This is a genomic window from Flagellimonas amphidinii (assembly GCF_013090115.1).
Taxonomy (GTDB): Bacteria; Bacteroidota; Bacteroidia; order Flavobacteriales; family Flavobacteriaceae; genus Flagellimonas; species Flagellimonas amphidinii.
Map to the genome: position 1 here is coordinate 86,517 of NZ_JABFNN010000033.1, position 25,609 is coordinate 112,125.

Annotated in this window: 22 protein-coding genes and 1 pseudogene; 7 read left to right on the top strand and 16 right to left on the bottom strand. The window is 39.1% G+C overall.

The features are described 5' to 3' along the window. Positions 1–67: 67 nt before the first annotated feature. A complete protein-coding gene (locus HJC33_RS17450; protein ID WP_171658704.1) occupies positions 68–1,918 on the bottom strand; it encodes a sigma 54-interacting transcriptional regulator in 1,851 nt (616 codons plus the stop codon). Positions 1,919–2,078: 160 nt separating this feature from the next. Between HJC33_RS17450 and HJC33_RS10105 the strand changes: the two genes are divergently transcribed. After that, complete coding sequence (locus tag HJC33_RS10105) at positions 2,079–3,020, top strand: LysR substrate-binding domain-containing protein (RefSeq protein WP_171658705.1); 942 nt, start codon at positions 2,079–2,081, stop codon at positions 3,018–3,020. Positions 3,021–3,059: 39 nt separating this feature from the next. On the opposite strand, the gene HJC33_RS10110 is transcribed toward HJC33_RS10105, so the two are convergent. Next, a complete protein-coding gene (locus HJC33_RS10110) occupies positions 3,060–3,260 on the bottom strand; it encodes a hypothetical protein (RefSeq protein WP_171658706.1) in 201 nt (66 codons plus the stop codon). Between the two features lie 115 nt (positions 3,261–3,375). On the opposite strand from HJC33_RS10110, the gene HJC33_RS10115 reads away from it, so the two are divergent. Further along, positions 3,376–4,662 (top strand): D-alanyl-D-alanine carboxypeptidase, encoded by a 1,287-nt coding sequence (locus HJC33_RS10115; RefSeq protein ID WP_171658707.1) that lies wholly within the window; start codon positions 3,376–3,378, stop codon positions 4,660–4,662. Here HJC33_RS10115 and HJC33_RS10120 read toward each other — a convergent pair. The 5 genes from HJC33_RS10120 to HJC33_RS10140 all read right to left on the bottom strand — a co-directional run bounded on the left by HJC33_RS10120 (position 4,656) and on the right by HJC33_RS10140 (position 7,799). Beyond that, positions 4,656–5,243, bottom strand: a complete 588-nt coding sequence (locus HJC33_RS10120) for an NUDIX domain-containing protein (RefSeq protein WP_171658708.1) — start codon at positions 5,241–5,243, stop codon at positions 4,656–4,658. The genes HJC33_RS10115 and HJC33_RS10120 overlap by 7 nt on opposite strands. 10 nt (positions 5,244–5,253) lie before the next feature. Next, entirely contained in the window at positions 5,254–5,907 is a 654-nt protein-coding gene (locus HJC33_RS10125) for a DUF2461 domain-containing protein (protein ID WP_171658709.1), read from the bottom strand. Between the two features lie 42 nt (positions 5,908–5,949). Further along, complete coding sequence (locus tag HJC33_RS10130; RefSeq protein ID WP_171658710.1) at positions 5,950–6,747, bottom strand: TIGR00266 family protein; 798 nt, start codon at positions 6,745–6,747, stop codon at positions 5,950–5,952. Positions 6,748–6,861: 114 nt separating this feature from the next. Continuing rightward, the gene (locus tag HJC33_RS10135) at positions 6,862–7,191 is read right to left on the bottom strand and encodes a YegP family protein (RefSeq protein ID WP_171658711.1); all 330 of its coding nucleotides are present in this window, start codon (positions 7,189–7,191) and stop codon (positions 6,862–6,864) included. A 152-nt stretch (positions 7,192–7,343) separates the two neighbouring features. After that, complete coding sequence (locus tag HJC33_RS10140) at positions 7,344–7,799, bottom strand: DUF4442 domain-containing protein (RefSeq protein ID WP_171658712.1); 456 nt, start codon at positions 7,797–7,799, stop codon at positions 7,344–7,346. A gap of 167 nt (positions 7,800–7,966) precedes the next feature. Between HJC33_RS10140 and HJC33_RS10145 the strand changes: the two genes are divergently transcribed. From HJC33_RS10145 to HJC33_RS10165, 5 genes are all read left to right on the top strand, one after another. After that, on the top strand, positions 7,967–8,449 hold the full coding sequence (locus HJC33_RS10145) for a DUF4870 domain-containing protein (RefSeq protein ID WP_171658713.1): 483 nt from the start codon (positions 7,967–7,969) through the stop codon (positions 8,447–8,449). Between the two features lie 178 nt (positions 8,450–8,627). Continuing rightward, positions 8,628–8,957 carry a PadR family transcriptional regulator gene (locus tag HJC33_RS10150; protein WP_171658714.1) on the top strand — a complete coding sequence of 110 codons (330 nt, stop codon included), beginning with the start codon at positions 8,628–8,630 and terminating at the stop codon, positions 8,955–8,957. 10 nt (positions 8,958–8,967) lie between these two features. Then, positions 8,968–10,710 carry a PspC domain-containing protein gene (locus tag HJC33_RS10155; RefSeq protein WP_171658715.1) on the top strand — a complete coding sequence of 581 codons (1,743 nt, stop codon included), beginning with the start codon at positions 8,968–8,970 and terminating at the stop codon, positions 10,708–10,710. An 83-nt stretch (positions 10,711–10,793) separates the two neighbouring features. Then, positions 10,794–11,516, top strand: a complete 723-nt coding sequence (locus tag HJC33_RS10160; RefSeq protein WP_171658716.1) for a head GIN domain-containing protein — start codon at positions 10,794–10,796, stop codon at positions 11,514–11,516. A gap of 196 nt (positions 11,517–11,712) precedes the next feature. Further along, a complete protein-coding gene (locus tag HJC33_RS10165; protein WP_171658717.1) occupies positions 11,713–12,162 on the top strand; it encodes a hypothetical protein in 450 nt (149 codons plus the stop codon). 72 nt (positions 12,163–12,234) lie between these two features. On the opposite strand, the gene HJC33_RS10170 is transcribed toward HJC33_RS10165, so the two are convergent. The 9 genes and pseudogenes from HJC33_RS10170 to HJC33_RS10210 all read right to left on the bottom strand — a co-directional run. After that, positions 12,235–13,413 carry a Gfo/Idh/MocA family protein gene (locus HJC33_RS10170; RefSeq protein WP_171658718.1) on the bottom strand — a complete coding sequence of 393 codons (1,179 nt, stop codon included), beginning with the start codon at positions 13,411–13,413 and terminating at the stop codon, positions 12,235–12,237. A 3-nt stretch (positions 13,414–13,416) separates the two neighbouring features. Beyond that, positions 13,417–14,742 (bottom strand): Gfo/Idh/MocA family protein, encoded by a 1,326-nt coding sequence (locus HJC33_RS10175; RefSeq protein WP_171658719.1) that lies wholly within the window; start codon positions 14,740–14,742, stop codon positions 13,417–13,419. A 10-nt stretch (positions 14,743–14,752) separates the two neighbouring features. Continuing rightward, positions 14,753–16,069, bottom strand: coding sequence for a 3-keto-disaccharide hydrolase (locus HJC33_RS10180; protein WP_409557869.1), 1,317 nt, complete (start codon positions 16,067–16,069; stop codon positions 14,753–14,755). Positions 16,070–16,435: 366 nt separating this feature from the next. Beyond that, complete coding sequence (trxB, locus tag HJC33_RS10185; RefSeq protein ID WP_171658721.1) at positions 16,436–17,404, bottom strand: thioredoxin-disulfide reductase; 969 nt, start codon at positions 17,402–17,404, stop codon at positions 16,436–16,438. Positions 17,405–17,957: 553 nt separating this feature from the next. Continuing rightward, positions 17,958–18,845, bottom strand: coding sequence for a glycoside hydrolase family 17 protein (locus HJC33_RS10190; protein WP_171658722.1), 888 nt, complete (start codon positions 18,843–18,845; stop codon positions 17,958–17,960). Between the two features lie 35 nt (positions 18,846–18,880). Continuing rightward, entirely contained in the window at positions 18,881–20,446 is a 1,566-nt protein-coding gene (locus HJC33_RS10195; protein WP_171658723.1) for an MFS transporter, read from the bottom strand. An 81-nt stretch (positions 20,447–20,527) separates the two neighbouring features. Further along, positions 20,528–21,820 carry a glycosyl hydrolase family 17 protein gene (locus HJC33_RS10200; protein WP_171658724.1) on the bottom strand — a complete coding sequence of 431 codons (1,293 nt, stop codon included), beginning with the start codon at positions 21,818–21,820 and terminating at the stop codon, positions 20,528–20,530. A gap of 18 nt (positions 21,821–21,838) precedes the next feature. Further along, a complete protein-coding gene (locus HJC33_RS10205; RefSeq protein ID WP_246245522.1) occupies positions 21,839–25,303 on the bottom strand; it encodes a hypothetical protein in 3,465 nt (1,154 codons plus the stop codon). Positions 25,304–25,414: 111 nt separating this feature from the next. Beyond that, positions 25,415–25,609 (bottom strand): annotated as a pseudogene (locus HJC33_RS10210) (T9SS type A sorting domain-containing protein); the annotation flags it as partial.

Sequence of the window (25,609 nt, forward strand, 5' to 3'; positions counted from 1 at the left end):
ATAAAATATCATAACGATATTTAGCTTATTCATGATATTTCGTAAAAATAACAACGAAATTTCGTCATCAAATAGGTCTTCTAATACCTAGAGATCTAATTTTTGAAGTAAGTGTTGTTGGCGGTATGCCCAAGAGTGCCGCAGCTCCTTTTTCACCGGAAACTCTCCATTGGGTCTTTCTCAACGCCTTAAGAATATTGTCCTTTTCCATTTGAATCAATTCCTTGGAAGTGTAGATATGGTCATCATCATTTTTGGAATTAATCAAATCAGTAGTTTTTGGATTGGGGATTATTTGGGACCAATCAATGGCTCCATTTTTTGACACAATAACTGCACGCTCCACTAAATTCTGCAATTCCCGCACATTTCCTGGCCATTCGTATCGTAACAGCAGTTTTTGTTGTGCCCCGGTCAGCGGTTTTATATCCTTATTCAACTTTCGGGAAAGGTTTTGGAGCATTTCTCCCGCTATCAAACAAATATCATTGCCCCTTTCTCTTAAAGAAGGAACTTCTAAAGGAAACACATTAAGTCTATAATACAAATCCTCCCTGAATTTCCCCTTTTTGGAAAGCTCCAAAAGATTGCGATGGGTAGCGGCAATTATTCTAACATCTACTTTTTGAGTGATAGAACTACCAACTGGATCAAATTCCCCTTCTTGAATCACGCGTAATAGTTTTGGCTGTAAATCCATTGGCAACTCCCCTATTTCATCCAAGAAAATGGTTCCCTTATCCGCCAATAAAAATCGTCCTTTTCTATTAGCAGTAGCTCCTGTAAATGCACCTTTTTCATGTCCGAAAAATTCACTTTCAATCAAATTTGCTGGAATTGCCCCACAGTTGATTCGAATCATTGGACCGGCACTTCTATCACTTGCCGCATGTATGGCCCTAGCCACCAATTCCTTGCCTGTCCCCGTTTCACCATGTATGAGCACAGTGGCCTTAGTGGGTGCAACTTGACCGATTAGCCCAAGCAGATTTTTCATGGATGGGTGCTGACCAATAATTCCGTGATCATTAGAAAGTTCCTTGATTTCTTCCTCCAAATATTTGGTTTGTGTTTTTAAGGTCAATATTTTATCCTCTGCCAATAAGCGGTCGTTTATATTTCTAAGAATTAACGTGTAAAATCTATTAGTTTGCTTCCCATATCTGCTTATGGTTCCTTCATTAAGAGTAACTTTTTCTTCAGACCCAATTACTTTTACAATTCTAGACAGATAGGTATTCAGTCCATCTCCTTCCCCTTCAATATCATCCTTCACCAAAGATTCCAATAGTTGCGCACCATCCTCATCAAAAAAGAAAAGAACATTCCGCTGTAACACATCATCATTTTCAAAAATTATTTGGGCCGAAGCATTGGCCAATACAATTCTAAAATTTTGATCAAACATCACAATGGCATCCATTGCGCCATCAATCAGCCCCATCATTTTAGCATTGGCCAACTCTACTTCCTCTTTAGAAGCCGATAAACGTTCTTGAATTATATCCAACTCTCGGTGCCTTTTAATCAATACCGACAGAATACCTTTGGCAAAGCCCTTGTCAGCATCCATCAATTCCGAAAAACGGGTAGATTCTATTTTAAGTAGTTTGGTTTCCTCAATGGAAGTGACAGATACCGATCTTGGTTTTTCATCAATCAAAGCATACTCTCCAAAGCAATCCCCAACTGATAATATACTATACAGATGCTCTTTGTCATGTACCTTTACTTTTCCACTAAGCAGAACATACATACCATCAGCCAACTCCCCTTTTTGGATTATCCGATTGTTTTTTACAAACCGTTCCTCTTGAGAACTTTCACAAAGCTCCAATAGTGATGCTTTTTCCACTTCAGAGAAAAATGGAACTTTTTTTAAAAAATCTACGAGTTGGTTGAGTCGCTCAGCGGTCATTGCTACAAATGAATCGTTCTGTTGAACTAAATATAAAGATTTGCAAATTAAGTTCCCGAAATGTTTTATATCAAGAAGTAATCATGAACAACATAATATAGTATTAAGCATAGAAGAAACTGATGCTTTTTTATACTTTTATATCCCAAACTTATAGTTTATGACAATCACCCAACTTCAATATGTTTTAGCCGTTGCAGAATACAAGAATTTTACGCTGGCCGCTGAGAAAAGTTTTGTTACCCAGCCCACTTTGAGCATGCAGGTTCAGAAATTGGAAGACGAACTGGATGTTTTGATTTTTGACCGAAGTAAAAAACCTATTTCAATAACCGAAGTTGGAAAAAAAATAGTCGCCCAAGCCAAAAACATTGTTGCAGAAGCGGAACGCATTAAGGATATCGTTGATCAGGACAAAGGTTTTATTGGTGGTGATTATACCTTGGGAATCATACCCACGGTCATGCCTACGCTGCTTCCCATGTTTTTAAATACTTTTATTAAAAAGTATCCCAAGGTCAATCTCATCATTAAAGAGCAACCAACGGATATGATGATTCGAAATATTCTGGATGGACACTTGGATGCTGGCATTGCAGCCACTCCTTTGGAAATTGAATTTATTAAAGAACGGCCGCTCTACTACGAACCCTTTATAGGTTATGTACCGCAGAACCATCGCTTAGCTTCAGAAAAACAATTGACCACAGCGCACTTGAATGTTAATGATATCCTCTTGCTACAGGATGGGCACTGTTTTAGAGATGGAGTCATTAATTTATGCAAAGCCTCTAAAAATATTGAAGGAGACCAGTTCAAAATTGAAAGTGGAAGTTTTGAGACCCTGGTGAGTTTGGCAGATGAGGGAATGGGTATGACTCTACTTCCCTACCTAAACACAATGCACCTTGAAAGTGAAAAGCGAAAATTCCTTAAACCCTTTCAAACCCCTTCACCAGCTAGAGAAATAAGTCTCATTTACCACAAAAGTGAGCTTAAAATCCAAATCACCGAAGCTTTAAAGGAGGTCATTTCTGGTATTGTGAGGGGTGCAATAGCCTTTCAGGATGTGAAAATCATCAGCCCTGTTGCCAAAGCCTAACCAGATAATGAAAAAGGGCCGCAAATGCGACCCTTTTATTTATGCTTTTAATAGTAATAAAGATGGTTGTTGCAACTCTGGTTTATCTACAATGAAGTACTGTAACCAGATTCTAAGTTCTTCAATTTCATTGGGCAATAGCCTTGAAATAGCTTTCTTCAATTCTTTAGCGAAGAGTTTAGCATCAAAACTAACTTTTTGTAAGACAGTTTTGCTGTAATCTAACATAGCTCTGGGCATAAAATTTTGCTTATTTTGAATTGGTTGAGTTCTAAGTTACGAAAAATCAGAGCTTAATTCTCGGGGCCATGGTTAAAAATTGGATAAATTCGTGTTAAATTCGATTAACTGCCTCATGGGAAACCGTATTTGTCTTTATTACAAGTATTTGATTTTCATATTCTTACTATTGACCCTATTGTTTTCAGGGTGTACCTCCATCAAAAAAGGCATAGACCGACAATTGCAAAATCCCATATTGCAAAATTCTTTGCATGGACTTATGGTAATGGATGCCAAGACTCAAAAAATCGTATACAAAAACAACAGTTCCCTATATTTTACCCCAGCCAGTAATGTAAAAATTGCCACTTTTTATTCTGGATTAAAATTGCTGCCCAAAAACATTCCAAGTCTAAAATATCTGGTTGCCAACGACACTCTTTTTGTTGAAAGTACAGGAGACCCTACTTGGTTGCATCCCTATTTTCAAGACAGTACCTCCATAAAATGGTTGAAAAAGCATAATAATATTTGTCTCTATCTTAAAAATTCTGAAGAAACACGTTATGGACCAGGTTGGGCATGGGAAGATTATGACACCTATTTCTCTCCTGAAAAAGGCACACTTCCACTTTATGGGAATGTAGTGACAATTAGTACCGGAGATAGCTTATCGGTAATTCCAAGGTTCTTTCAAGACAGTATTTCATTTATTGATGATGCTCCAAAGCGACGAGAAGAGTTCAACAACCGTTTTTATATCAATCCATCAGAAAAAGACACCGTTGAAGTACCATTCATTACCAGTCCACAACTGACGAAGCAATTATTGGAATCCGTTTTGGGTAAAAAGATTTCAACCGCTCATTATCTGCCTGAAGGTGAAAAAAAAGTGTTGCATGGTATAGAAACCGACTCCATTTACAAACAAATGCTCTTTGAAAGCGACAATTTTTTAGCCGAACAATTGATGATAACAGCTTCTTCTACAATTTCGGACACCTTAAGTGTACATAGAGCAATTGCATATATGCTGGAAAATGATTTGTCTAATTTGGAACAGCAACCACGCTGGGTAGATGGTTCTGGTCTATCCCGGTATAACCTGTTTACACCACAGTCCTTTGTTCAAATTCTTCGAAAAATTTATACCGAAACACCTCATGAGCGCCTTTTTTACCTTTTTCCCATCTGGGACGCTTCCGGGACTGTTGAGAAATGGCAGGATTCAACTACAGAACCTTTTATTTTTGCAAAGTCTGGCTCATTGGGAAACAACTACAATCTCAGTGGTTATGTAAAAACCAAATCAGGGAAACTGCTCATTTTTAGTTTTATGAACAACCATTTTAAGATTCCCACCTCCCAAATAAGAAGTGAAATTTATATCGTTCTTAAAAAACTATACGAGGATTATTGATCAAATAAACGGTTGATCTGTGCATATTGTAGGAGCATGATTGTCTTGGCATCTTTGATTTCTCCAATTTTCATTAGTTGTAGTGCTGCTGTAAAACTCATTTCCAAGACTTCAATGTTCTCGGTTTCATCCTCAGCTCCTCCACCTTCACTTACTTTCATGTTATCTTCGTACTGCCCCACAAAAAAATAGAGCACTTCGGTTACAGAACCGGGTGACATGTAAGCCTCAAAGACTTTCTCAACCTTGTCAATTTTATACCCTGTTTCTTCTTCCACTTCCATTTTAATGGTCTCCTCTGCATTTCCCTTTTCCAAGAGTCCGGCACAGGCCTCTACCATCATACCGTCCAAATTGCCATTTAAATAGGTAGGCATCCTAAACTGGCGGGTCAGGACCACAGTTCCTTTTACCTTATTATATAATAAGATTGCGGCACCGTTGCCCCGATCATAGGCTTCCCGCACCTGTGTCTCCCATTGGCCATCCTCCCGTTGGTATTCAAAAGTGACCTTGTTCAAGGAGTACCAATTATCCGAAAGTAGTTCTTTCTTAATGTTCCTAACATTACCGTATTTCATGAAGATGGATTTAAACTGTTGCCGCGTTGTTCAAATATCGACGGAAAGGAAGCATTTCCAAATACACTTTTTTGATTTTTTCGTTAAAATCATCTTGAAACACCTCTTCCCTATCAAATGAATGCTCCACAGCAAAGGTTTTATTCCTTAATAATGTGATATGGGGATGGTCATTTGCAAATCCCTTGGGCGCTTTGGTCAGTTTTTCATCTTCATACAAACCTCCAAAGAGTTTTTTGAACGAAGGCTTATCCAATAGCCGTTGCAATTCCTCTCCATTATAATCAATTCCATCACGAATACTTCGCAATATTTTAGTTTCTGGTCTCCAAAACCCTCCTGCCAAAAGACATTGTTTCAAACCTATTTCAATATAAAAATCGGCAGAGTTGGGCGCTTTGTCCAGTCCAGCCCCAAAGTGGTCTTTGTAGATAGGTTTGTGCGGATGAAACATTAAATTATTATTTATCCTATTGATACCTTTTTTACCAGGTGTAGGATAATAATCGTCATGCAACTGGGCCATGGTATAGTCCAATTCATCCAACCATTTAACAAAATCACTCCTCAAGGATTTGTACCACTTTCTATTGGCATCCATCCACTCTTTGGTGTTGTGCTGTTGGAGTTCTTCCAAAAAAATAAAAAGGTCCTGAAAATTCATAGTGCGAACTTATGAAAATCGCACCGAAAAGCATTTATTGGATTAAAACCCTTTGTCTCCCATCACCATATCGCCCAATCCGCCCAAAATGCTTCCTTCTCCTTTATCCTTACCTCCTCTTGGCACGGCTGCAAGCACTCGGCCTGCCAATCGGCTAAAAGGCAACGACTGAATGTAAACTGTTCCAGGTCCGCGCAAGGTGGCAAAGAAAAGTCCTTCTCCACCAAAAACAGTGTTCTTAATACCGCCTATAAACTCAATATTATAATCCACTGTTTGGGAAAAACCCACAATACAACCTGTGTCCACTTTTAAAACTTCACCGGGTGCCAATTCCTTTTTGGCCAAAGTACCGCCCGCATGGACAAAAGCAAGTCCATCACCTTCCAATTTTTGCATAATGAAACCCTCACCCCCAAAAAGTCCACGCCCCAATCGCTTGGAAAACTCAATACCAACGGAAACACCTTTTGCTGCACAGAGAAAGGCATCTTTTTGGCAGATGAACTTTCCGCCTTTTTCAGAAAGATCTATCGGCACGATTTTACCTGGGTAAGGCGAAGCAAAGCTTACCTGCTTTTTGGCTTGTCCCACATTCAAAAATGCGGTCATAAAAAGACTTTCACCTGTAAGCAGACGCTTTCCGGCAGAGAACAATTTACCCAACACCCCAGAATCTTGATTGGAACCATCACCAAAAATAGTATCCATTTGGATATCGGTATCCATCATCATAAAACTTCCGGCTTCGGCAACAACTGCCTCTTGGGGGTCCAGTTCAATTTCCACATATTGCATCTCTTCCCCATAAATTTCATAGTCTATTTCGTGTGCGTTCATTTTTTGATTGTTTTGATTTTTTTATGAGTTGCACGTTTATTTGATTTGTTACACAGTATGAAAAAAAAAAGACAGCTCAAAAAAGCTGTCTTTATTATATTGAAATGGATTTAACTAAGAGTTATCCTCCACATCAGCATCAGGAGCATTTTTCTTCACTGATGCGATTCCATTTTCCATAGCAGAGGTAGAACTGTACATTTCACTTTTTCCTATAATTTGACCATTTGTAGCAGTCAAAGTAAAGAAAGGACTACCATCCTTAGCAGTTTTACGATCAAAACGTGCATCGTCTTGTGAATTCTTTTTAACGGACTCTATACCGTTTTTACAGCCATCTTTACTTTCATAGCTTTGGCTGGTCAATATCACTTGTCCGTTTCCTGCCTTAAGATTAAACATGGTTTTACCTGAGCTACCTGTTTTGATTTCGAATTTTCCCATTGTGGTATTTAATTTCTAATTAGTGTATAGTTGAAGTTGAAATTACTAAAAAATAATGTTTCTAAGTCTTTAGAAACTAGAACACATTATATTATTCATTTTAATCGGTACTCATTTGGACACTTTTTGATAAAAAAAGTCACAAAAACAATTTAGCTTTTTATCCGAACTGTCCATTCAAAATTAAATGTGGACACTTCTACGCCTTCCTGATTCACCCCTACCGATTTCATCCAAAACGTCTGCCCCTCACCTGTTTCAATAGTGTTTTGAATAGCTTCTTTGATCAAATGACCATCTTCACAAGTAAACTTAATTCTTCCTGTAGCTTTTTTAGTGAACGTAGCATTATTGTTGGCCACTAACATTGAAATTCGTTTACCACTTTTTTGAATTTCATTCATGACCATGGCACCAGTACTTAACTCTGCCGCCATGCCCTGTATGGCCCAAAACATCGATTTAAACGGATTCTGGTTAACCCACCGATGCTTTACCGAAGTAATTGCTTTTTGATCGTCAATATAAATAAGTCTAACCCCGCCCCACCAGGCCGAAGGTAACTTCCAAAATGTAAAAGTGTTGATTTTACTAGCCGTTAGCGCCATATTCTTTGTTTAGCAATGCTAAAAATAAGCAAAAACCAGCGAATCCATGATTGTTAAATAAATGTTAATTTATAGTACTTTGTTTTGCATAGTACCATCTTTTGGATATATATTTGCATCGTAAGCTAATAGGTAAACCTATATTACAATAAAATCATCAATCGAAAATGGCAACAACTTTAACCAAACACGAACGTAATTTATCAGCACTGATTCATGCCTCAACATTTTCCAAATACTTTATTCCATTTGGAAACTTTATCCTTCCACTTATTTTGTGGACGGCCAATAAGAAAGAGCACCGCTTTGTGGATTATAACGGTAAACAAGCACTTAATTTTCAGATAAGCATGCTTTTGTATTCCATTGTAGCAGGTTTGATCAGTATTCCTTTCTTTGTTGGTTTTGCACCAGATCTCTTCAACTGGGATTTTTGGGGAATCCACAAATTAAGTGACCTTAACAACCTGAACATTCATATCAGTAGCGATGACTTTAGGTTTGGCAGATTGTTTTGGCCAGCGGGCATTAGTGGGATTCTGCAAGTAGCCATTGGAGTGGTTAATGTGGTTTACACCATTTTGGCAACCATAAGAACTAATGAGGGAGAAACTTTTAAATATCCCTTTACCATAAAATTCATCAAATAACGACAAGGAGTTTAATCATCAATCAAAAAACGAACAATTCATCAATCAAATCAATCAATCATCAATCAAAAAACCGTTTCCACTCCCCTGCTCATCACAGGGGATCGTGGTGGAAACACAAAACGAACAGTTAATCAGAGGCTGAACTTGTTCAGCACAACATAAGAACCATGAAATTATGAATATAGAAAACACAAAAGCACAAATGCGCAAAGGGGTTCTTGAGTATTGCATACTGTCCATCTTAAGTGATAAGGACAAATATGCCTCAGAAATACTCGGAGCTCTAAAAGACGCTAAGATGCTAGTGGTGGAGGGTACTATTTACCCACTACTGACAAGGCTGAAAAATGCCGGACTTCTCAACTATCGCTGGGAAGAATCCACCTCAGGACCACCACGTAAATATTACGCACTTACCGAAACAGGCCGGTTGTTCCTCAATGAACTCAACGGTACCTGGGATGAACTTAGAAACGCAGTCAATTTGGTAACCAACACGAAATAAGAATCAGAAAATGAACAAGACAGTAAACATAAATTTAGCAAACACGCTCTTCCATATAGACGATGATGCTTTCAATAAGCTGAAACGTTATTTGGAGTCTATAAAACGGTCCTTTTCAGGCACAGCGGGCAGCGAAGAAATCATAGCGGACATTGAAGCTAGGATTGCAGAGCTTTTTCTTGAAAAAATGGAAAATGAGCGACAGGTCATTACCCACAAAGAGGTGGATGAGGTCATCAATGTAATGGGACAACCCGAAGATTACATGGTAGACGAAGATATTTTTGAGGACGAACCAAAGAAAAGTCAAACACAAACCACAAGCAAGGCCAAAAAACTATATCGCGACATTGATCAAAAATATATTGGCGGTGTATGTTCTGGTCTGGAACACTATCTAGGGTTTGATGCGCTTTGGATCAGGTTGATCTTTATTCTTTTGGCCGTATTTACAGGTTTTGGACTGATTGCATATATCCTACTTTGGATTTTGGTACCAGAAGCTGCAACCACCTCGCAAAAATTGGACATGCGGGGAGAGCCTATCAACATCAGCAATATAGAACGCAAAGTTAAAGAGGGGTTTGATGATGTTGCAGATAAAGTAAAAAGTGTTGACTACGAAAAAGTAGGCAACAAGGTCAAAAGCGGCTCCAAGACCTTTTTTGATACCCTAGGGGACATCATCATGTTTTTCTTTAAGATTATTGGTAAGTTCATTGGCATCTTATTGATCATCATTGGTGCCTCAACACTAATAGGGCTGTTCATTGCCTTATTTACCGTAGGTATGTTTGATGCGGTACATTTTCCAGGAGTTGATTTCTATGAACTTGTAAATACTACGGGGGCTCCAGTTTGGTTGGTTTCGCTCCTGTTGTTCTTTACAATAGGCATCCCCTTTTTCTTTGTCCTCTATCTTGGATTGAAGATTTTGGTGAACAACCTTAAATCCATTGGAAACATTGCCAAATTTTCATTGTTGGGTCTTTGGTTGATTTCCATTGGTGTTTTGATTGCTCTAGGAGTTCGTCAGGCCGCTGAATTTGCAAACGTGGGAAGTGTACATATAGAAAATGAATTGGTCATGGAAAACCCAATTGATACGCTCATCATCAAAATCAAAGAATCCAATCTAGATCATGACATGGATGGAATGCACTTTGGACGCATGGGCTTCACTTATGACAAAAATGATACTAAAATATTGATTTCTGACGATGTTGACATCAAGCTGAGAAAAGCTGAAGATTCTATTGTTAAAATTGACATTAGAAAAGACGCACATGGAAGTTCCACTCCGAAAGCTAGGGATAGGGCCAGGCAAATCCATTACGGTTATACACTTGTTGGCAACGAGATTTTTCTTGATGAATTTCTTACTACGGCTCCAGAGAACAAGGCTAGAAACCAAGAGGTAACTTCAACGCTTTATATTCCTGAAGGTAGCTTTATTCGATTTGATGAATCCACAAAAGCTCATATAGGTAGTGGAATAAGCAATGACAGGGATTATTACCGTAGCGGAATCGCTGGGCATACTTGGCAGATGGGCGAAGATGGTGAATTAAAATGTTTGAATTGTCCTGAGGAAGTATTGGAAGAGGAAGTTGAAGAGCAAGAAGACGGTGGAAAAATAATCATTAATGAAGATGGCGTAAATATTGACGTAAAGGACAACAATGATTCCTTTGAAATGAAAATAGACGAAAACGGCATCAAAATAAAAGCAGGGGACAATAACGACAATTGAGCCACTAATTTTGACAATTGAGTAAGCTTTATTAATTAAACAACTATATAAACACGAATTTTAATCAATCAAAAAAAACAATCATGACAACACTAGCAAGAATCGCAATCGCAGTATTATTTGCCCTTTTCGCTTCCTCTTGCCACATGGACCTAAATTTTGGCAGTGGCGTTAAAGGAAACGGGGAAGTGGTGGAAGAAACCCGAAAAGTTGCTGAAGACTTTACCGTGGTATCCGCATCAGAAGGAATTGATGTATTTGTTACCCAAGACAGCGAATTTAAAATCACCGTGGAAGCCGATGAAAATATCATTGACCTCATCGGAACCGATATTAGAGATGGAAAACTCAAAATCCATGCTATTGAAAATATTGGAAGAGCAACCAAGAAGGTATATGTTTCGCTTCCTGAGATAACTGGACTAAGAAGTTCCAGCGGCGCAGACCTCATTGCTCAAAATGTTATTGATGCTGAAAAAATTGAATTGGATGCCAGTAGTGGTTCTGATTTGCATGTGGAATTGACTGCAAACGAAGTATCTGCAGATGCCAGTAGCGGGGCAGACATTAAAGTGGCAGGCACAACTAAAATGCTATATGCCGACGCCAGCAGTGGGGCAGACATTAGAGCACGAGATCTTATGGCAGAAAAATGCAACGCGGATGCCAGTAGTGGTGCTGACATTTCTATAAATGTATCTGAATCTTTAGTGGCCGATGCCAGTAGTGGCGCGGATATCTCTTACTCGGGAGAAGCAAGCGTCCAAACCAAAAAATCAGTTTCGGGCAGTGTTCATAAATATTAAAATGGTATTTTGAACGACCAAGATTGAACAAATCAAACCAATCCAACTAAAGCCTAGCGTTTGCTAGGCTTTTTGTTTTATTCTTAATTGTTTATCAAATCATTAAATAAACATATTTAAAATTGATTTATTATTAAAAATAGATTATCTTTTATGTGAAAACAAAACTTAAACTCTAACACTAACACACGCCACGATGAAAAAAACTTTTGGATTGGTTTTGTTGTTGCTAATTCTGATTTCTGCTACAGAATTTGAATCTCCAAAACCTATAAATATGCATTCCATAGAAGGCACTTGGGAATTGCAAGGCTTTTATAACTACGATGATGGCATTAATATTTCTGATACGGTTCCCAAGGCAGATGGGTATCGGCAAGTAAAGATGTTCTATAACGGAAAGGTCATGTGGAGCAGATACGCCCCCCAGGATTCCTTGGAATGGTTCGGATATGGAAAGTACCGAATTACAACAGATTCTCTGGTTGAAACCTTGGAATATGGATCAGCATCCATGATGAGCGCCCTGGACACCTTGCGCGTCTTTACGTTTGAATTGCAACTAAACGGTAACACCTATAGCCAAATAAGTTTTGATGAAGAAGGCAACAGAACATTTTCAGAGAATTACAAAAGAATAGATTAAGTCAATTGAATTAGCACTCCATGAAAAGAGGGCACCCTACGGGTGCCCTCTTTTATTTTATTGGATGTATCACTATACTATACCCTCTTTCCAAGACACTGCTTTTTTGCCATATAAAGCATCCAGTCCCATTTGAACACAAACTGCGGCTTTAGCACCAGTTTCAGCGTTGGAAATAGGCAATTTACCATCAACGATAGCATCTTTAAAGTCCAACAAGGCCTGTTTACTAGGGTCTAAATGCTCTACTTCAATTGGGTATCCCTTATCTTGATCCCATTTCAAAGTAGCTCCAGAAACACCATCCACTTCACCAAGAGTTTTTGTTTCCTGTTTTTTCTCCGGATAGAACCATGCCTTGGTATAGTCAATGGTAATGGTTCCCTTATCGCCAAGAATTTTAATCAGATAGTCATCTTTCGAGTTGCTTGTAAGACAAGTAAACTTGGCCCGAACTCCATTGGGATAGGTATAGATCATATGCACATTGTCATAGGTTTCCCTACCATCTTTCCAATAGTCGATGCCCCCTTCACCAACAACACGCAATGGAGTGGCCTCCAAAATCCAGTTGGTCAAATCCAATTGATGGGAACAGAGCTCGGCCAAAAGACCACCTGAAAACTCCCTGTACATTCTCCAGTTGATGGCACGTTCATATTCTGACTTGGGCACTGGTCTACGCCAATCTCCATTCCGGTTCCATTGGCATTCAATGTCCACCACTCTACCTATTTCACCCTCCTTTATCATTTTGACCACATGGGTATACAACCGGGAACTATGAAATTGATGTCCTGTTTGGAACACTTTTTTTGAATTGGAAGCTCCTTGGAGCATTCTTTTGATTCCCTCATAACCCTTTCCCATGGTCTTTTCGCAATAAACGTGCTTTCCAGCGTCAAGGGCATCTAGGGCAATCTGTTCATGGGTGCTAAAAGGGGTGGTAACAATTACGGCATCAATAGCATTGTTATCCAATAATTTTCTATAATCAGAATAGCCCTTTGCACTGCCCCCAGCCTTTTTAATTCCATCCTCCAATCTAAATGGAAGTACATCGCAACATGCCGTAACATTCAAATCTTGAATTCCTCGCATAATGGCTGCAAGTCCTCCTCCTCTATCTCCTGTTCCAATTACACCAACATTCACTGTTTTAGTGGTGAATGGCGCATACATGCCAGCGCTTAGCGCTGAAACTCCCATTGCAGCCGTGCCGCTCTTTACTACAAAATCTCTTCTATTCATTTTTTAAAGCTTGGGCTCCCAACCCTTTTCATATTCTCTTTTCCAGTTCTTCATCGCTGCCCCATCATTGAGGATCTTTCCGGTTTTAACATCAATTTGAAGGGTATGTCCAGCATCTTGGGCAAAATTCCCTAAATGACATAGCATTGTGGAAATACTGGCATCTTTGATATCGGCATGTAGTGATTCATCTTTTCGTATTCCGTTGAAAAAATTCTTCACGTGGTCCACATCCAAACCGCCTATGCCCTGTGTATTGGTAGTTGCGCTGGATGATTTTTCAAACTCCAGCTTAATTGGATTGCCTGCCAAATCATAGAGCTTATAAAAATTCCTGCTCAGTTCAATGGTTCCTTTGCTGCCGTAAATGGTAGTTCCCCTTCCGGGCCGTTCCGGTTTCATGATGCCTCGGCTATGCCCTGTCCATGTGATGAACTTATTTCCGGGAAAGGAGTAGGTCACTTGTTGGTTGTCCACAAACTCCCAATCATCATCATAAGTATATTTTCCACCAAATGAAGTTACCGTTTCTGGTAGGTCGACCCCCAATGCCCACCTACTGATATCAATTTCATGGGTTCCATTGTTATGGATTTCACCTGTACCCCAATTGCGGAACCAATGCCAATTGTACGGATGCACATTATCCCTGTAGGATTCTCTCGGTGCAGGTCCCTGCCAGAGTTCCCAATCCAAGGTCTTGGGTACTTCAATTTTAGAACCTTTACCAATGGAGCCCCTGTTATTGGAATAGTACGCTTCTGCTTTATAGGGCTCCCCAATAATTCCATTCCGGATATCGTTTATCGCCGTAATGGATGTTATGGCAGAACGCTGTTGGTTCCCCATTTGAACCTTTTTGCCATATTTCTTTTGCGCTGCCACCAAAAGGTCATTTTCATAAGGGTTGTGACTGCAGGGCTTTTCCACATATACATGCTTTCCGGCCTGTAGTGCCATAATCGCCATGGGCGCATGCCAATGTTCGGGGGTTGCAATAAAAACCGCATCCACACTCTTATCATCCAACACCTTTCTAAAGTCTTTTTCAACTTTGGGCACATAACCAATATTGGCTTGGCACCAGACATTGTGTTCTTCAATAATTACATCATCAACATCACAATTGTAAACAATCTGCGCATTGGCATCTTGATGAATTGCTATGATATGGGCCTTTGCCCTACTTCGAACCCCTATAACAGCTACCCTCAGCCTGTCATTGGCTCCTAAAATATTTGAAAAGCCCTGCGCGGGCATAATCCCCGCCAAGGTCAATCCTGTGGCCCCAAGGCCAGTTTTTTTAATAAAATCCCTTCTTTTGTTCATGACAAAATCTTTAGAGTTCCTTGATTTTAATATTTCTAAATGCTACCCTATCGCCATGATCCTGTAACAGGATATTTCCTTTTTCCGCTTCGCCAAAATCCGGCCAGATCTTATACTTGCTCTCGGACACTAGTTTTTTGAAATCATTGCTCATTCGATCATACTCCAACACCTTCATGCCATTCAACCAATGTTCGATATGATTGTCTTTTGAAATAAGATGGGCAGAGTTCCATTCACCAATCGGTTTTACATATTTTAAGGTATCCGCCCTAATGAGATCATATAATGAAGCCAATGTTCTACTGCCTTCATGATTACCTAATTTTGCATCCGGATGACGGGCGTCATCCAGTATTTGGTATTCTGGACCAATGGCAGATCCTGCTCCTTTGTTCATTTCGGTGTCCACAAAGTACTTTATGCCGCTATTGGCCCCCTCTGTTATTTTAAAATCCAGCTTTAGTTCAAAATTGTTGTATTGTTTTTCCGTAACAATATCACCGCCCGCTTCTGATTCCCCACCACCAGTGGACAAAACTATGAGCTCTCCATTTTCGATAATCCAACCTTCCGTAGGAAAGTGGTCCAATTTAGCGCCACGCCACCCTTTTGTGGATTCTCCGTCCCAGAGCAAATCCCATCCACCTTCTTTTTCATGGTGTGTGAGATGGTTTTTGGTGACAACGGGTTGCAAAGTCGATTTCTTGCTGTATTTCTGAAGGCTATCGGTGAGGATTCGGATGTTTTTCCACCGAATTTCAGTTCCTGCTTTTTGGTCTTCTCCAATACTATGTACCTGAAGCCCTATAAAACCGTCCGGAGTTGCATCATCTATCAAGTATGATGCTTCCACATCATTGATCCAAGTTTTGATGGTGTCCCCAATGGCCTCAATTCGGTAATGGTTCCATTGGTGCTGATGAAAAGCTTTTTGGGCTTCTTCATTTCCCACAAGTGGTACCAACCAGCCTCTTCTTGCCTCATCATAAATACCTGCACTCCAAGCTCTTTCCGATGGGTCTATCTCTACTTGGTAACCATGTACCCTCCCATTTAGAAATTCTGGTATGCTATTGCTACGGATTTGAATCCCAGAGTTCATAGTGGAATCAACAAGATAATCCAGCTCCAAAATAAAATCCCCATAGGTTTTTTCTGTTGTCAGAAAGGTATTTGGTGTGTCATGTTTGGTTATCCCTACTATACTTTCATCATCAATAAGGTACTCTGCATCACCGTTCAATATGGTCCATCCCTCAAGGGTCTTTCCATTAAACAACGATTGCCATGGAACTTCTTCCTCTGGCTCTTGGTTGCATCCCACAACAAGGGTCGATAAAAATAATGCCCCTATTATGTTGGCATTAAAAAAGCGTTTGTTTTTTTTCACTTGGTTTGTCTTTAGAAATTTTTCAGTTTTTGGATAAGCCAAATGCTTCAAGATGAAGCATTTTTTTGAAGATTGAGTAGGACGAGCTACCCAACTCCGACACAATTTACTATAATTTCTTTGCTTTATGAATCAATTAAACCACAGCGATTCATAAAAATCACAAAATAGTTTGTGATATTGAAATGAAATCAACCTTGACCATATATAAAGTGTCCTGTATAATAAAACCTAAATCCAAACCATAATAAAAAAGTGGGCAAATTGCCCACTTTTTTATTATTTACTTTTTAAAAACAGCTAAGAAACAGCTGTCTCATGACTTTCTACCATGGCTAAATAACGTTCTGCGTCCAATGCGGCCATACATCCTGTGCCTGCAGCAGTTACAGCTTGCCTATACTCCTTATCTTGAACATCACCACTTGCAAAAACACCTGGTTTGTTGGTTTTAGTGGATTTTCCCTCAGTTAAAATGTATCCAGTTTCATCCATATCCAACTGACCTTTGAAGATATCTGTATTGGGTTTATGCCCAATGGCAATGAAAAGACCTGTAATCTCTATTTCTTCCTTCTCCCCAGTCTGATTGTTCACCATTCTTAGACCTTCAACTACTTGATCGCCTATAACTTCATCCACTTCGGTATTGTAACGAACCTCTATATTCTCAATGCTATTAACACGATGCTGCATAGCCTTAGAGGCACGCATATAATCTTTACGCACCAACATGGTTACTTTCTTGCAGATATTGGCTAAGTACGAAGCTTCTTCTGCAGCAGTATCACCAGCACCTACAATGGCTACTTCTTGGCCTTTGTAGAAAAATCCATCACAAACGGCACAAGCAGAAACACCTCCTCCTCTTAACCGTTGCTCGCTAGGGATATTCAAATATTTTGCTGATGCCCCTGTAGAAATAATAACCGTTTCAGCTTCAATATGTTTGGAATCGTCAACCGTGATTTTATGAATCCCGCCAACTTCATTACTGAAATCGACCGCTGTGACCATTCCAACTCTTACTTCTGTTCCAAACCGCTCTGCCTGCTGTTGCAATTGCACCATCATAGTAGGGCCATCAATCCCTTCAGGATATCCAGGAAAGTTATCAACCTCTGTAGTAGTTGTCAACTGCCCTCCAGGTTCCATACCGGTATACATTATAGGTTTCAAATCGGCTCTTGCTGCATAAATGGCAGCTGTATAACCTGCTGGACCCGATCCGATAATCAATGTTTTAATTCTTTCAACTTGTTCTGACATAACAAAAATCTTCCTCAATATGTTCTTATACAAAAGTAGGTTTTTTGTCTTGAAACTTACATGTAAAACCAAGTTCTTGAGTTGCTCTTTTTTTCACAAGATGTAAACAATGGTATTCTGAACCAGAAAACTTCCTGAGGTTTAGTATTTGCATAAAAAAAAAGAGCCTTTAATAGCTCTTTTTTTCTGATAAGTAGGTCAAGTCATGTGGAAACATTTTTTTAAAATCCGCTACAACCAAGGGGCTCAACCTCAAAACCCCTCGGCGTAACGGGAACCTCTTTTGAATAAGACGATTTGGATAAAGAACACTAAAAGTACCCCTACAATTACCCCATCCTATTTTTTGGAGGTTTGCTTTTAATTTTTAAAAAGCTTTTCGTTCTCTTGAACAAACATAGGATGGAATCTCCCCATGATACTCCCTAAATTAATCAATGGGGTCTATCTTTTAACGAATGGGTGTTTTGGATCAATGTATGAAATTAGACAGTACGCTTATTCGATTCTTAGAAAAATGATAAGCTTGATGAACCTAGATTTGGTTGATTTTTCAAAATTTCAACTTCTCCTCTTTGTCCCAAAGCCCCCAAAAGGCTCCTACATCCCCCTCTGCGCCTACTTTCCAAGATTCATCAAAAGAAGAGAAATAAAAAATCTCAATATTCTCCTCTTTGGCCCATCTTTGGGTATTGATGAAATACTTAAGATAATTTTCGTAGGATGGAAAGGCCCCTTCCAAATTTGTCCCCTTACTGGGCCAGCCCGTTTCGGAAATAATCACTTTTTTTCCATTACCAGCTCTAAGGGCTCTTTGGTACATATCTTTCATATAGAGTAGTGAATAATCCAAATCACAACCTTCCCAAAAAGGATAGCAATTGGCAAGAATTACATCACAGGCTTCTGTAATCCGAGGTCTTTCCACAAATTCATAATAGGCATCAACATAACCTACAGTAATTTCTGGAATGGAATCTTTTACCAAAAAAATAAAATCCAAGAGTTCATTCTCAGCCAAATCACCCCTGTACATTACCTCATTGCCTACAGCGGCCAAATCTACATAACCTTCATTGGCCAACGTAATCAATCCCGCAACTTCTCTTTCATTAATTTTTGGATCATCTCCCAACCAGGCCCCTACCATTGTTTTGATACCATATTCCTTTGCGATTTTAGGAATGATTTCATTGCCATCCGTACATGAGAATGAACGTATCCATCGGGTATAAGGCTTTATGATTTCCATTCTTCGACGAATTTGCTGTTCCGAGATCTGGTCTCCTGGTCTTTGCCCTTCTTCATAAGGGCTAAAGCACAATCCGTGCATACCACTTTCCAAAACCTCTTTGCCAATGGTCTGTAATTGATGCAAAGACTTACCTCGATAATCCAAGGCAGCTAGCGCCAAAAATTTTTCTTTTCTCCTTGAAGACATGATATAATTGTATTATTCAAACTAATTCCCCTAAACTAAAGTTCTCCTCTACGACTCACCAATTCGGCCTTAATTTCTTTGGCTCTCTTTTCACTAAGACTATATCTCCACATTACTATCATTGCCATTGCCGCGGTAGTGGCAGGCACAACAATATCAGCAATTCTAAGTCGCGACATGGTTTCAGCGGCTTGTTGGCTTATGTTTTGGTCAAATCCAACAATCTTCAATATAACACCACTCAATATAATTGCCAAAGCCTGGCCCAATTTTACCATCCACCAATAAATAGCTCCAAAAGTCCCTTCTTTTCTTGGCATTCCATTCTCAAGCTCATCCAAGTCGCAAACATCTGCAGTCATACTCATCATTAGGGTAAACAACCCTCCCATACCAAAAGCAAATAATGGGATAGGTACAAAGATGAGCCACGGGATTCCATTACTAGCATCCACACTGAACCATGTCATCCCAACACTTTCCAAATAAGGATCAAGAAAATTAAAGATTGAGGCCACTCCACTGTTCAAACTTTGTCCAAAAGCAGTTTGGTTGAAACTATCATTAAGTTGGATATCAAAGCCCCACCATTTTAATGAATAGCCTATAATCGACAAAAATGTAGAAATTAAAAAAGCTTTTCTTTTCCCCCACTTTGTTGCCATTTTTGAAATAATAGGAATCACTAAAAACGCTGTGATCATGGCATTTAGTGTATTAAACCAGGCTGGCCATGTACCCGCCTGTTCCCAGCTACCCTGATTCATATAAAACACAATAATGAAGACAGAAAAAGCAGCGACCAATTGAAATCCATTAAATACCAAAAAGGTAGCTCCACAGAGTTTCATAAAAGGTTTGTTTTTAGATACCTGTTTTATTCCCTTGACCAAATCCTTCAAGTTGGCCGAAAGTGTTTTAAAATTGATTTCTTGTCGATTTTCCATATGAGCTGAATCAATACCCCTGCAAAAGAACGCGGGTAAGATTCCGAATGCAATACAAACCACCCCAACAATAACTGCCATGGTCCGGACTCCCTGGGCAGGATTATCAAAAGTATTTGCATCGGGGATGATGACATATAACCAAGGCACGATCATCCAAGCTATTTGCCCCATGGAGTTTGCCAAACTCATTAGACGGGTTCTCTCATTATAATCTGAGGTCATCTCATACCCCAATCCAACAAGTGGCGTTGCAAACATGGTATTCCCAACTAGGAATAGAATTTGCAAAATCATTACATACCAAAAATTGAACGTTTGCGATGCATTTTCATCCAGTTGCCACATCAAAATGAAAAGTATCCCACTAATTATGGCTCCGCCAAAAATATAAGGTCTCCTTCTACCCCAACGAGATTTGGTATTGTCTGATATGAAACCCATTATGGGATCGGTAATTGCATCGAATATTCTGGGTAATCCCCCCAAAAGGCCTGCCCAAACTGGGTCCATTCCAAATGCTGTTAGGATAAATACCTGAAGATAAACGCCTAATACTCCTGGTAAGAGATTAAGTACAAAATGACCTGCACCAAAGGCAGCTTTTTGCCTTACCGGCACCTTGTCTTTTGCGGCTGTTTTGTATTGTGACATATCGTTTGGTTTTTAGTTATATTTTTGGTTTAGTTATTTTCTCGGCATCACCAAAATCAATGGTGGCTTCTAGTTCTATGGCTAATGAATAGCTTCCTGTTCTTTTTTCGAGGGTGGAATCTGAACATCCTTCATCAAAGTCTCTTTATCTCCACTATATGTTTTCGTAATTGAGTTTCCATTTCTGGTAAGGCCTTCAAATACTCCTTGATCCACTAGATCCCATAAAGCATATTTTGCCCTTCCATCCAGTGTAAACAGTCCAAAATGGTTCTCGGAACCTTGACTATTTTGAGCATCTTTCCATTTTTCATTGAAAGCCTCAAAATAAAAGCAGGATATTCCTTCCTCATTGGTCCATTCCCTGATATGCTTGTGATATAGGGCTTCTTTAAATTCATCGGTTGCCTTGGAACCCTTTGGGCCATATTGCCCATTTGAAATTGTGGCCCAACCTGTTTCCCCAATGTGTATGGGTTTATGCACTCCAAGGCTTTTCATATAATTAGATACAGCATCATACTGCGACATGGCAAAAGTTTTTGCCCTAAGCATGGCCGCTTCTATTTTTTCCATATCAGAAAGTTGTTCCTCATCCTCTGGCACCCACCAAAACTCTGGGTTGTAATGGGTATTGTGATAGGCATAAGTGTGCATGGAAATATAATCCACAGCCTTTATCAACTTTTCCAAATCTTCTGTATGATAGCTTGAATCCCCCCCACCCCAAGAGGCAAAATCATCTGAGCTGGTAATCCAAAGGTCTTGGGGCAATTCTCCATTTTCCTTGAGGTTTTGAAGATGATTCACCCATTTTAAAATCACCCATGGCTGTACATAATAGCTTGTTGCCCATTTAACCATGGCTTCATTCCCAACTGCGAGAATCTTCACAATTTCAGGATACTTCTTTGCCAAGGCGACTGCCCTTTTTATTTCCCCTTCATTTTTTTCACTTTCCGTAAAATGATCCGGTTCCATACCTGTCCAAGCATTTTTACAATCTATCCAAGCCCCCAACATTACATACATTTCAAAATTTGGGTCTTCTTCTTTTAGTTCTTGTATAGCTTTGAGCAAATTTGGAGCTTGCTCTAATTGCACGTTGTAGGTTCTTACTATTTTGATACCCATAGCTGAAAGAATTTTCATATCTTCTTTCAATTCTTCAATGGTTGGTTGTATTTCTCTGGTAATCTCTCTATATCCTCCATAGGAAATTGCCAAATATTCGGGGTTGCCTAAAATATCTTTAGCCGTCACTTGTTTTTGTATTTGGGATTGGTTTGTACGCTCTTTCTTGTCTGACTCCTTACATGAAATGCAAGTGACCATAACCATTGCAACAACAGTAAATGCAATAATTGATTTCATACCGTTTCTCTTTTGTACTCATCTTAATTTCTTTTCTGTAATATTCACTTTGACCAAACTGATTTCCCCAGTTCTTTCAAATATTTTTTTGCTCGTGTCTTCATCCAACCATAAACCATCAAAAGCTATAGAGGAGCCCTCTTGGAGAATTACCTCCATGTCCTCCTTCTCTGAAATCCTGTAGATAATAGGTGTTTGACAATAAGTGAAAGAAAGTGTGTCTTTCTCCAACTTTATTTTTCTTAGGCTGGAGTTTGTGTCCAAATACTCAAAGACTTTGGGAATTTTTAAAAATTCTTCTCTGCGCAAAAGGCATGGTGCAAAATGTAGTTTTCCTTCTTTCACAAAAACTCCCAGCTCTCCAAATCTGCTTAGAATATCTTCTTTCACCTGACCTGTCATCCCCGGTTGCTGAGCTCCTTTTCCTGTAGGGGTGTGCGAGTAAGGGTCTGTGGGAAATGCACCATACAGTGAAGGAGACTTGTGCACTCCAATTCCCTCATTAATTTCATAGAAATGTTCCAAGAGCCTTCCAACTATTTCGTCATCTTCCCCATTCTCAACAGCTTTCAAACAACATTCCTCAACTGCCAATAAAAGTTTGGATACCATGTGCCAGTAGATGGAACCCAAACCTTCATAGCCATAAAAAGTCCCTGATCTTCCTGTAAATGATTTATGGTCAAAAATATCTTCAAAGACCTGAAGCACTTTTGCTTTATCTTGCTCTAATAGTTCTGCATACTTTGTTCCAGATATTGCATCTAAAACGAGCTCCACATCTTTTGCATTCTTAAAATTCCCATTGAAATGAACTTCGCCTTTGACATCTTTTTCTATGATCAGAAGGTTTTCATCGGCCAACAATTGTTGAAAGAGTTCAATGTTTTCAACAGCTTCATGTGGAATTGTATTCCTTTCCATAAAGAGCGGTAATTCTTTCGCTGGATACAATAAATAGCTGTATTGATCCTCCCTGAACAAATCACTGCTTTTTAAAGCATCCAGAACGTCAACAGCTTCTTTGGAACTTAAATATCCAGAACTGAGGACTGCCACTTGACCTTCGAGCATTTCGCTTAAATGGGAAATGGAAACTTCCTTGTCATTTTCCACCGTCATGAGATTATAGGCATCATACATCCCATCTTTCCTTTTGTTGCATTTAATAGAATGTTCCAAAAATTGAAGACTGACCGTTACCAATTGTTCAAGTGCATCCTTGGAAATTGATTCTTTTTTTCCAGAAAATAGATGTTGATAAATTTGCAATCGATAATTACTGCCTGATTGTCCCAAAGCATCCATAATCTGTTTACGAGTGGTATTATCCACCTTACCTGTGAGTACAGAGACATATTGATCAAAAGCGCTTAAAATATCATTGAAGAACTTGAATAATTCAGAAGACACTTCAATTTTGGTAAAATCTGATTCTTTTAAAATTCCCTGAAAGAACTTTAGGAATCGTCTTAAGTAATATAAGGTTACCATGGAAACCCCATTCCCCACAAGTGCATTGTTCGCATCGTTCCATTCCGGTCTTTGTGTATTCATCCAAATACCTGCTTCTGGAATAAAATTTGAGAGTTTTGACAAAACTGTTGCCAAAATCTTTTCCATGAAATTGACCCTATGGATATTGCCGTCACTATCATTTAATAAAGCGCCATCGGCACCTATTTCATTTCTTTTGGCACGAATTTGGGTGTCAGACTTAAAATCAAAATCAATAGTATCCTTTGGATTTTTAAGAATGTCCCCATAACTCTTGATACGGTAAGGAACATTGGCGTAAACAAATGCATTTTGGTTGAAATAGTTTGCCAATTTTCCAGACTTTCGGTTTTCTAGAAATTCCAAAAATTTAAGTAAATAAATAATCTGATGATCGCCCCAATATCCTATATAGGACCAAGGATCATCCGGCTCAATAATTTCCCAGTCAAAACCATCTTTGGTAATTCTATAGGGATTATAGCCATCAAATGTGCTGGCATTTAAGAACTTGAAAATCATACTATCCACAAACTCTGGATACGAATGTGCCAACGCCTCCCAGTTTTGATAGATATCCCTCCAGTTTCCTTCGTAATCCAAAATTTTGGAACCATCATTTTCATCCCTTAGGTTGATGGAAAACCGATTCCATGGCCTACTTGGGTCCCCGTGTCTTCTACTGAATTTTAACGGCATGTACTCCATACAAAGCCTGATAAAATCTTTGTCATCCGCGTTTTCAATAATAATCCTTAGTGTTCTCAAGGTGAACTTTTCGGGAAGCTCCAGAAGCATCTCCCCTGAGCTTTTGTAAACCTTTTTGTTGGCTTTTCTCAGATAACCGATAAAATCCTCTTTTTCCAACCAATAATTATCATCAAAGATGCCTCCTCTCATAATATTGAACAGGGTATTGGAAAAATGGCGAGTGTCTCGGAGTCTATCCTGGGACATTTGCAATCCATCTGAAGCAGCAACCAGTTGTATTAAATTTTGCGTTCCTTTTTCAATATCCTGTATAATTTGTTCAGAAATGCTCTCATCTTTCTGAATTTGCTCTGCAATAGCAACTATATTGGAGTGATTTTGATTGACATTGGCTACAAATAGCCATTTCTTTTGCTCTTCTTGCTGTATTATAAAATCCGTAGCTATGAAATAAGCTCCCTTTTCGGCCTTGATATCATATTCTGTTTCAATTACCCCTGTTTTTCTGAAGTTGGGAAGTTGTAGAGAGGATAGTAAGTATTTAGGGTTTTCAAGCCCTTTTGACCATACAATGTTAGCCTTGAGGGCTTCACTGGGCTCCGCTTTATCCACAATAATAGCGCTTAGAGCGTAAATTCCTAAACCTGTCTCCTTAACAAGCTCACTTCGCTTGTAAGCATCAACCAAATTGCTCTGTCTGTTCTGGAGGTCGCTACCCACTCCGTAGGGCAAAATATTCTGGATTCCATCCAAAGCCGAAATTTTAATGGTATGGTCGGAATGATTGTTAAGAGAACACTGTCGAACAAATCCATATAAATCACTAGAACTCCATTTATAACTGAAAGAAAGTCCTAAGTCATGATTTATTTCCTCAAACAGTACTTTATTGCCGTGTACACTCTTATATAGATTCCTCGTTAATGCATACAAGTCATCTGTTCTTTGGGAAAATGGCTCCCAAAGTTGCACTCCATTTTCAGTATCAACTCTAAAAATGGTCTTACTTCCTGTAATTTCTTGGGATTCAATAATCTTATCATCAGTATAATAGGGAAAAAGTGAATATTCAGCATTCCTTCTTCCTGTGGAAATACCACCATTACTACCTATGAACATCCAGTGATCGGAATCACTTACAATGCTCATAAAGAAAGGCCTTAATTGATCGCTATTGGAAATTTTGAAAAAATAATCGTCTTCTATTCGAATCTGCTCCATCTTATTTTCAATACCTTCTTTGACTTCTTTTTTGATGACAACCTGCATATTCATTACTATGGTTGACTTAACTATAATTTGAAAGAATTAGAGTTTTCCTTCTTATTAGGTTGAACAGGCTGAAGAAAAATTTCTCCAGCCTAATTGATAAACATTAAGACATTCTTAGTTTCTATAGAAATAGATATTGTCCAGATAGATATCAAATGGATCTGTATTGGCACTGCCATCTCCATTGAACTGACCATCAAACTTCATTTGAATCACGCTATCCCAGGTCATCCCTGTGAAATCTCCGATTGGCAGATCCACACTGTTCCATGAACCAGGGGTCAACGGTACAACGACCAAAACTTCTCC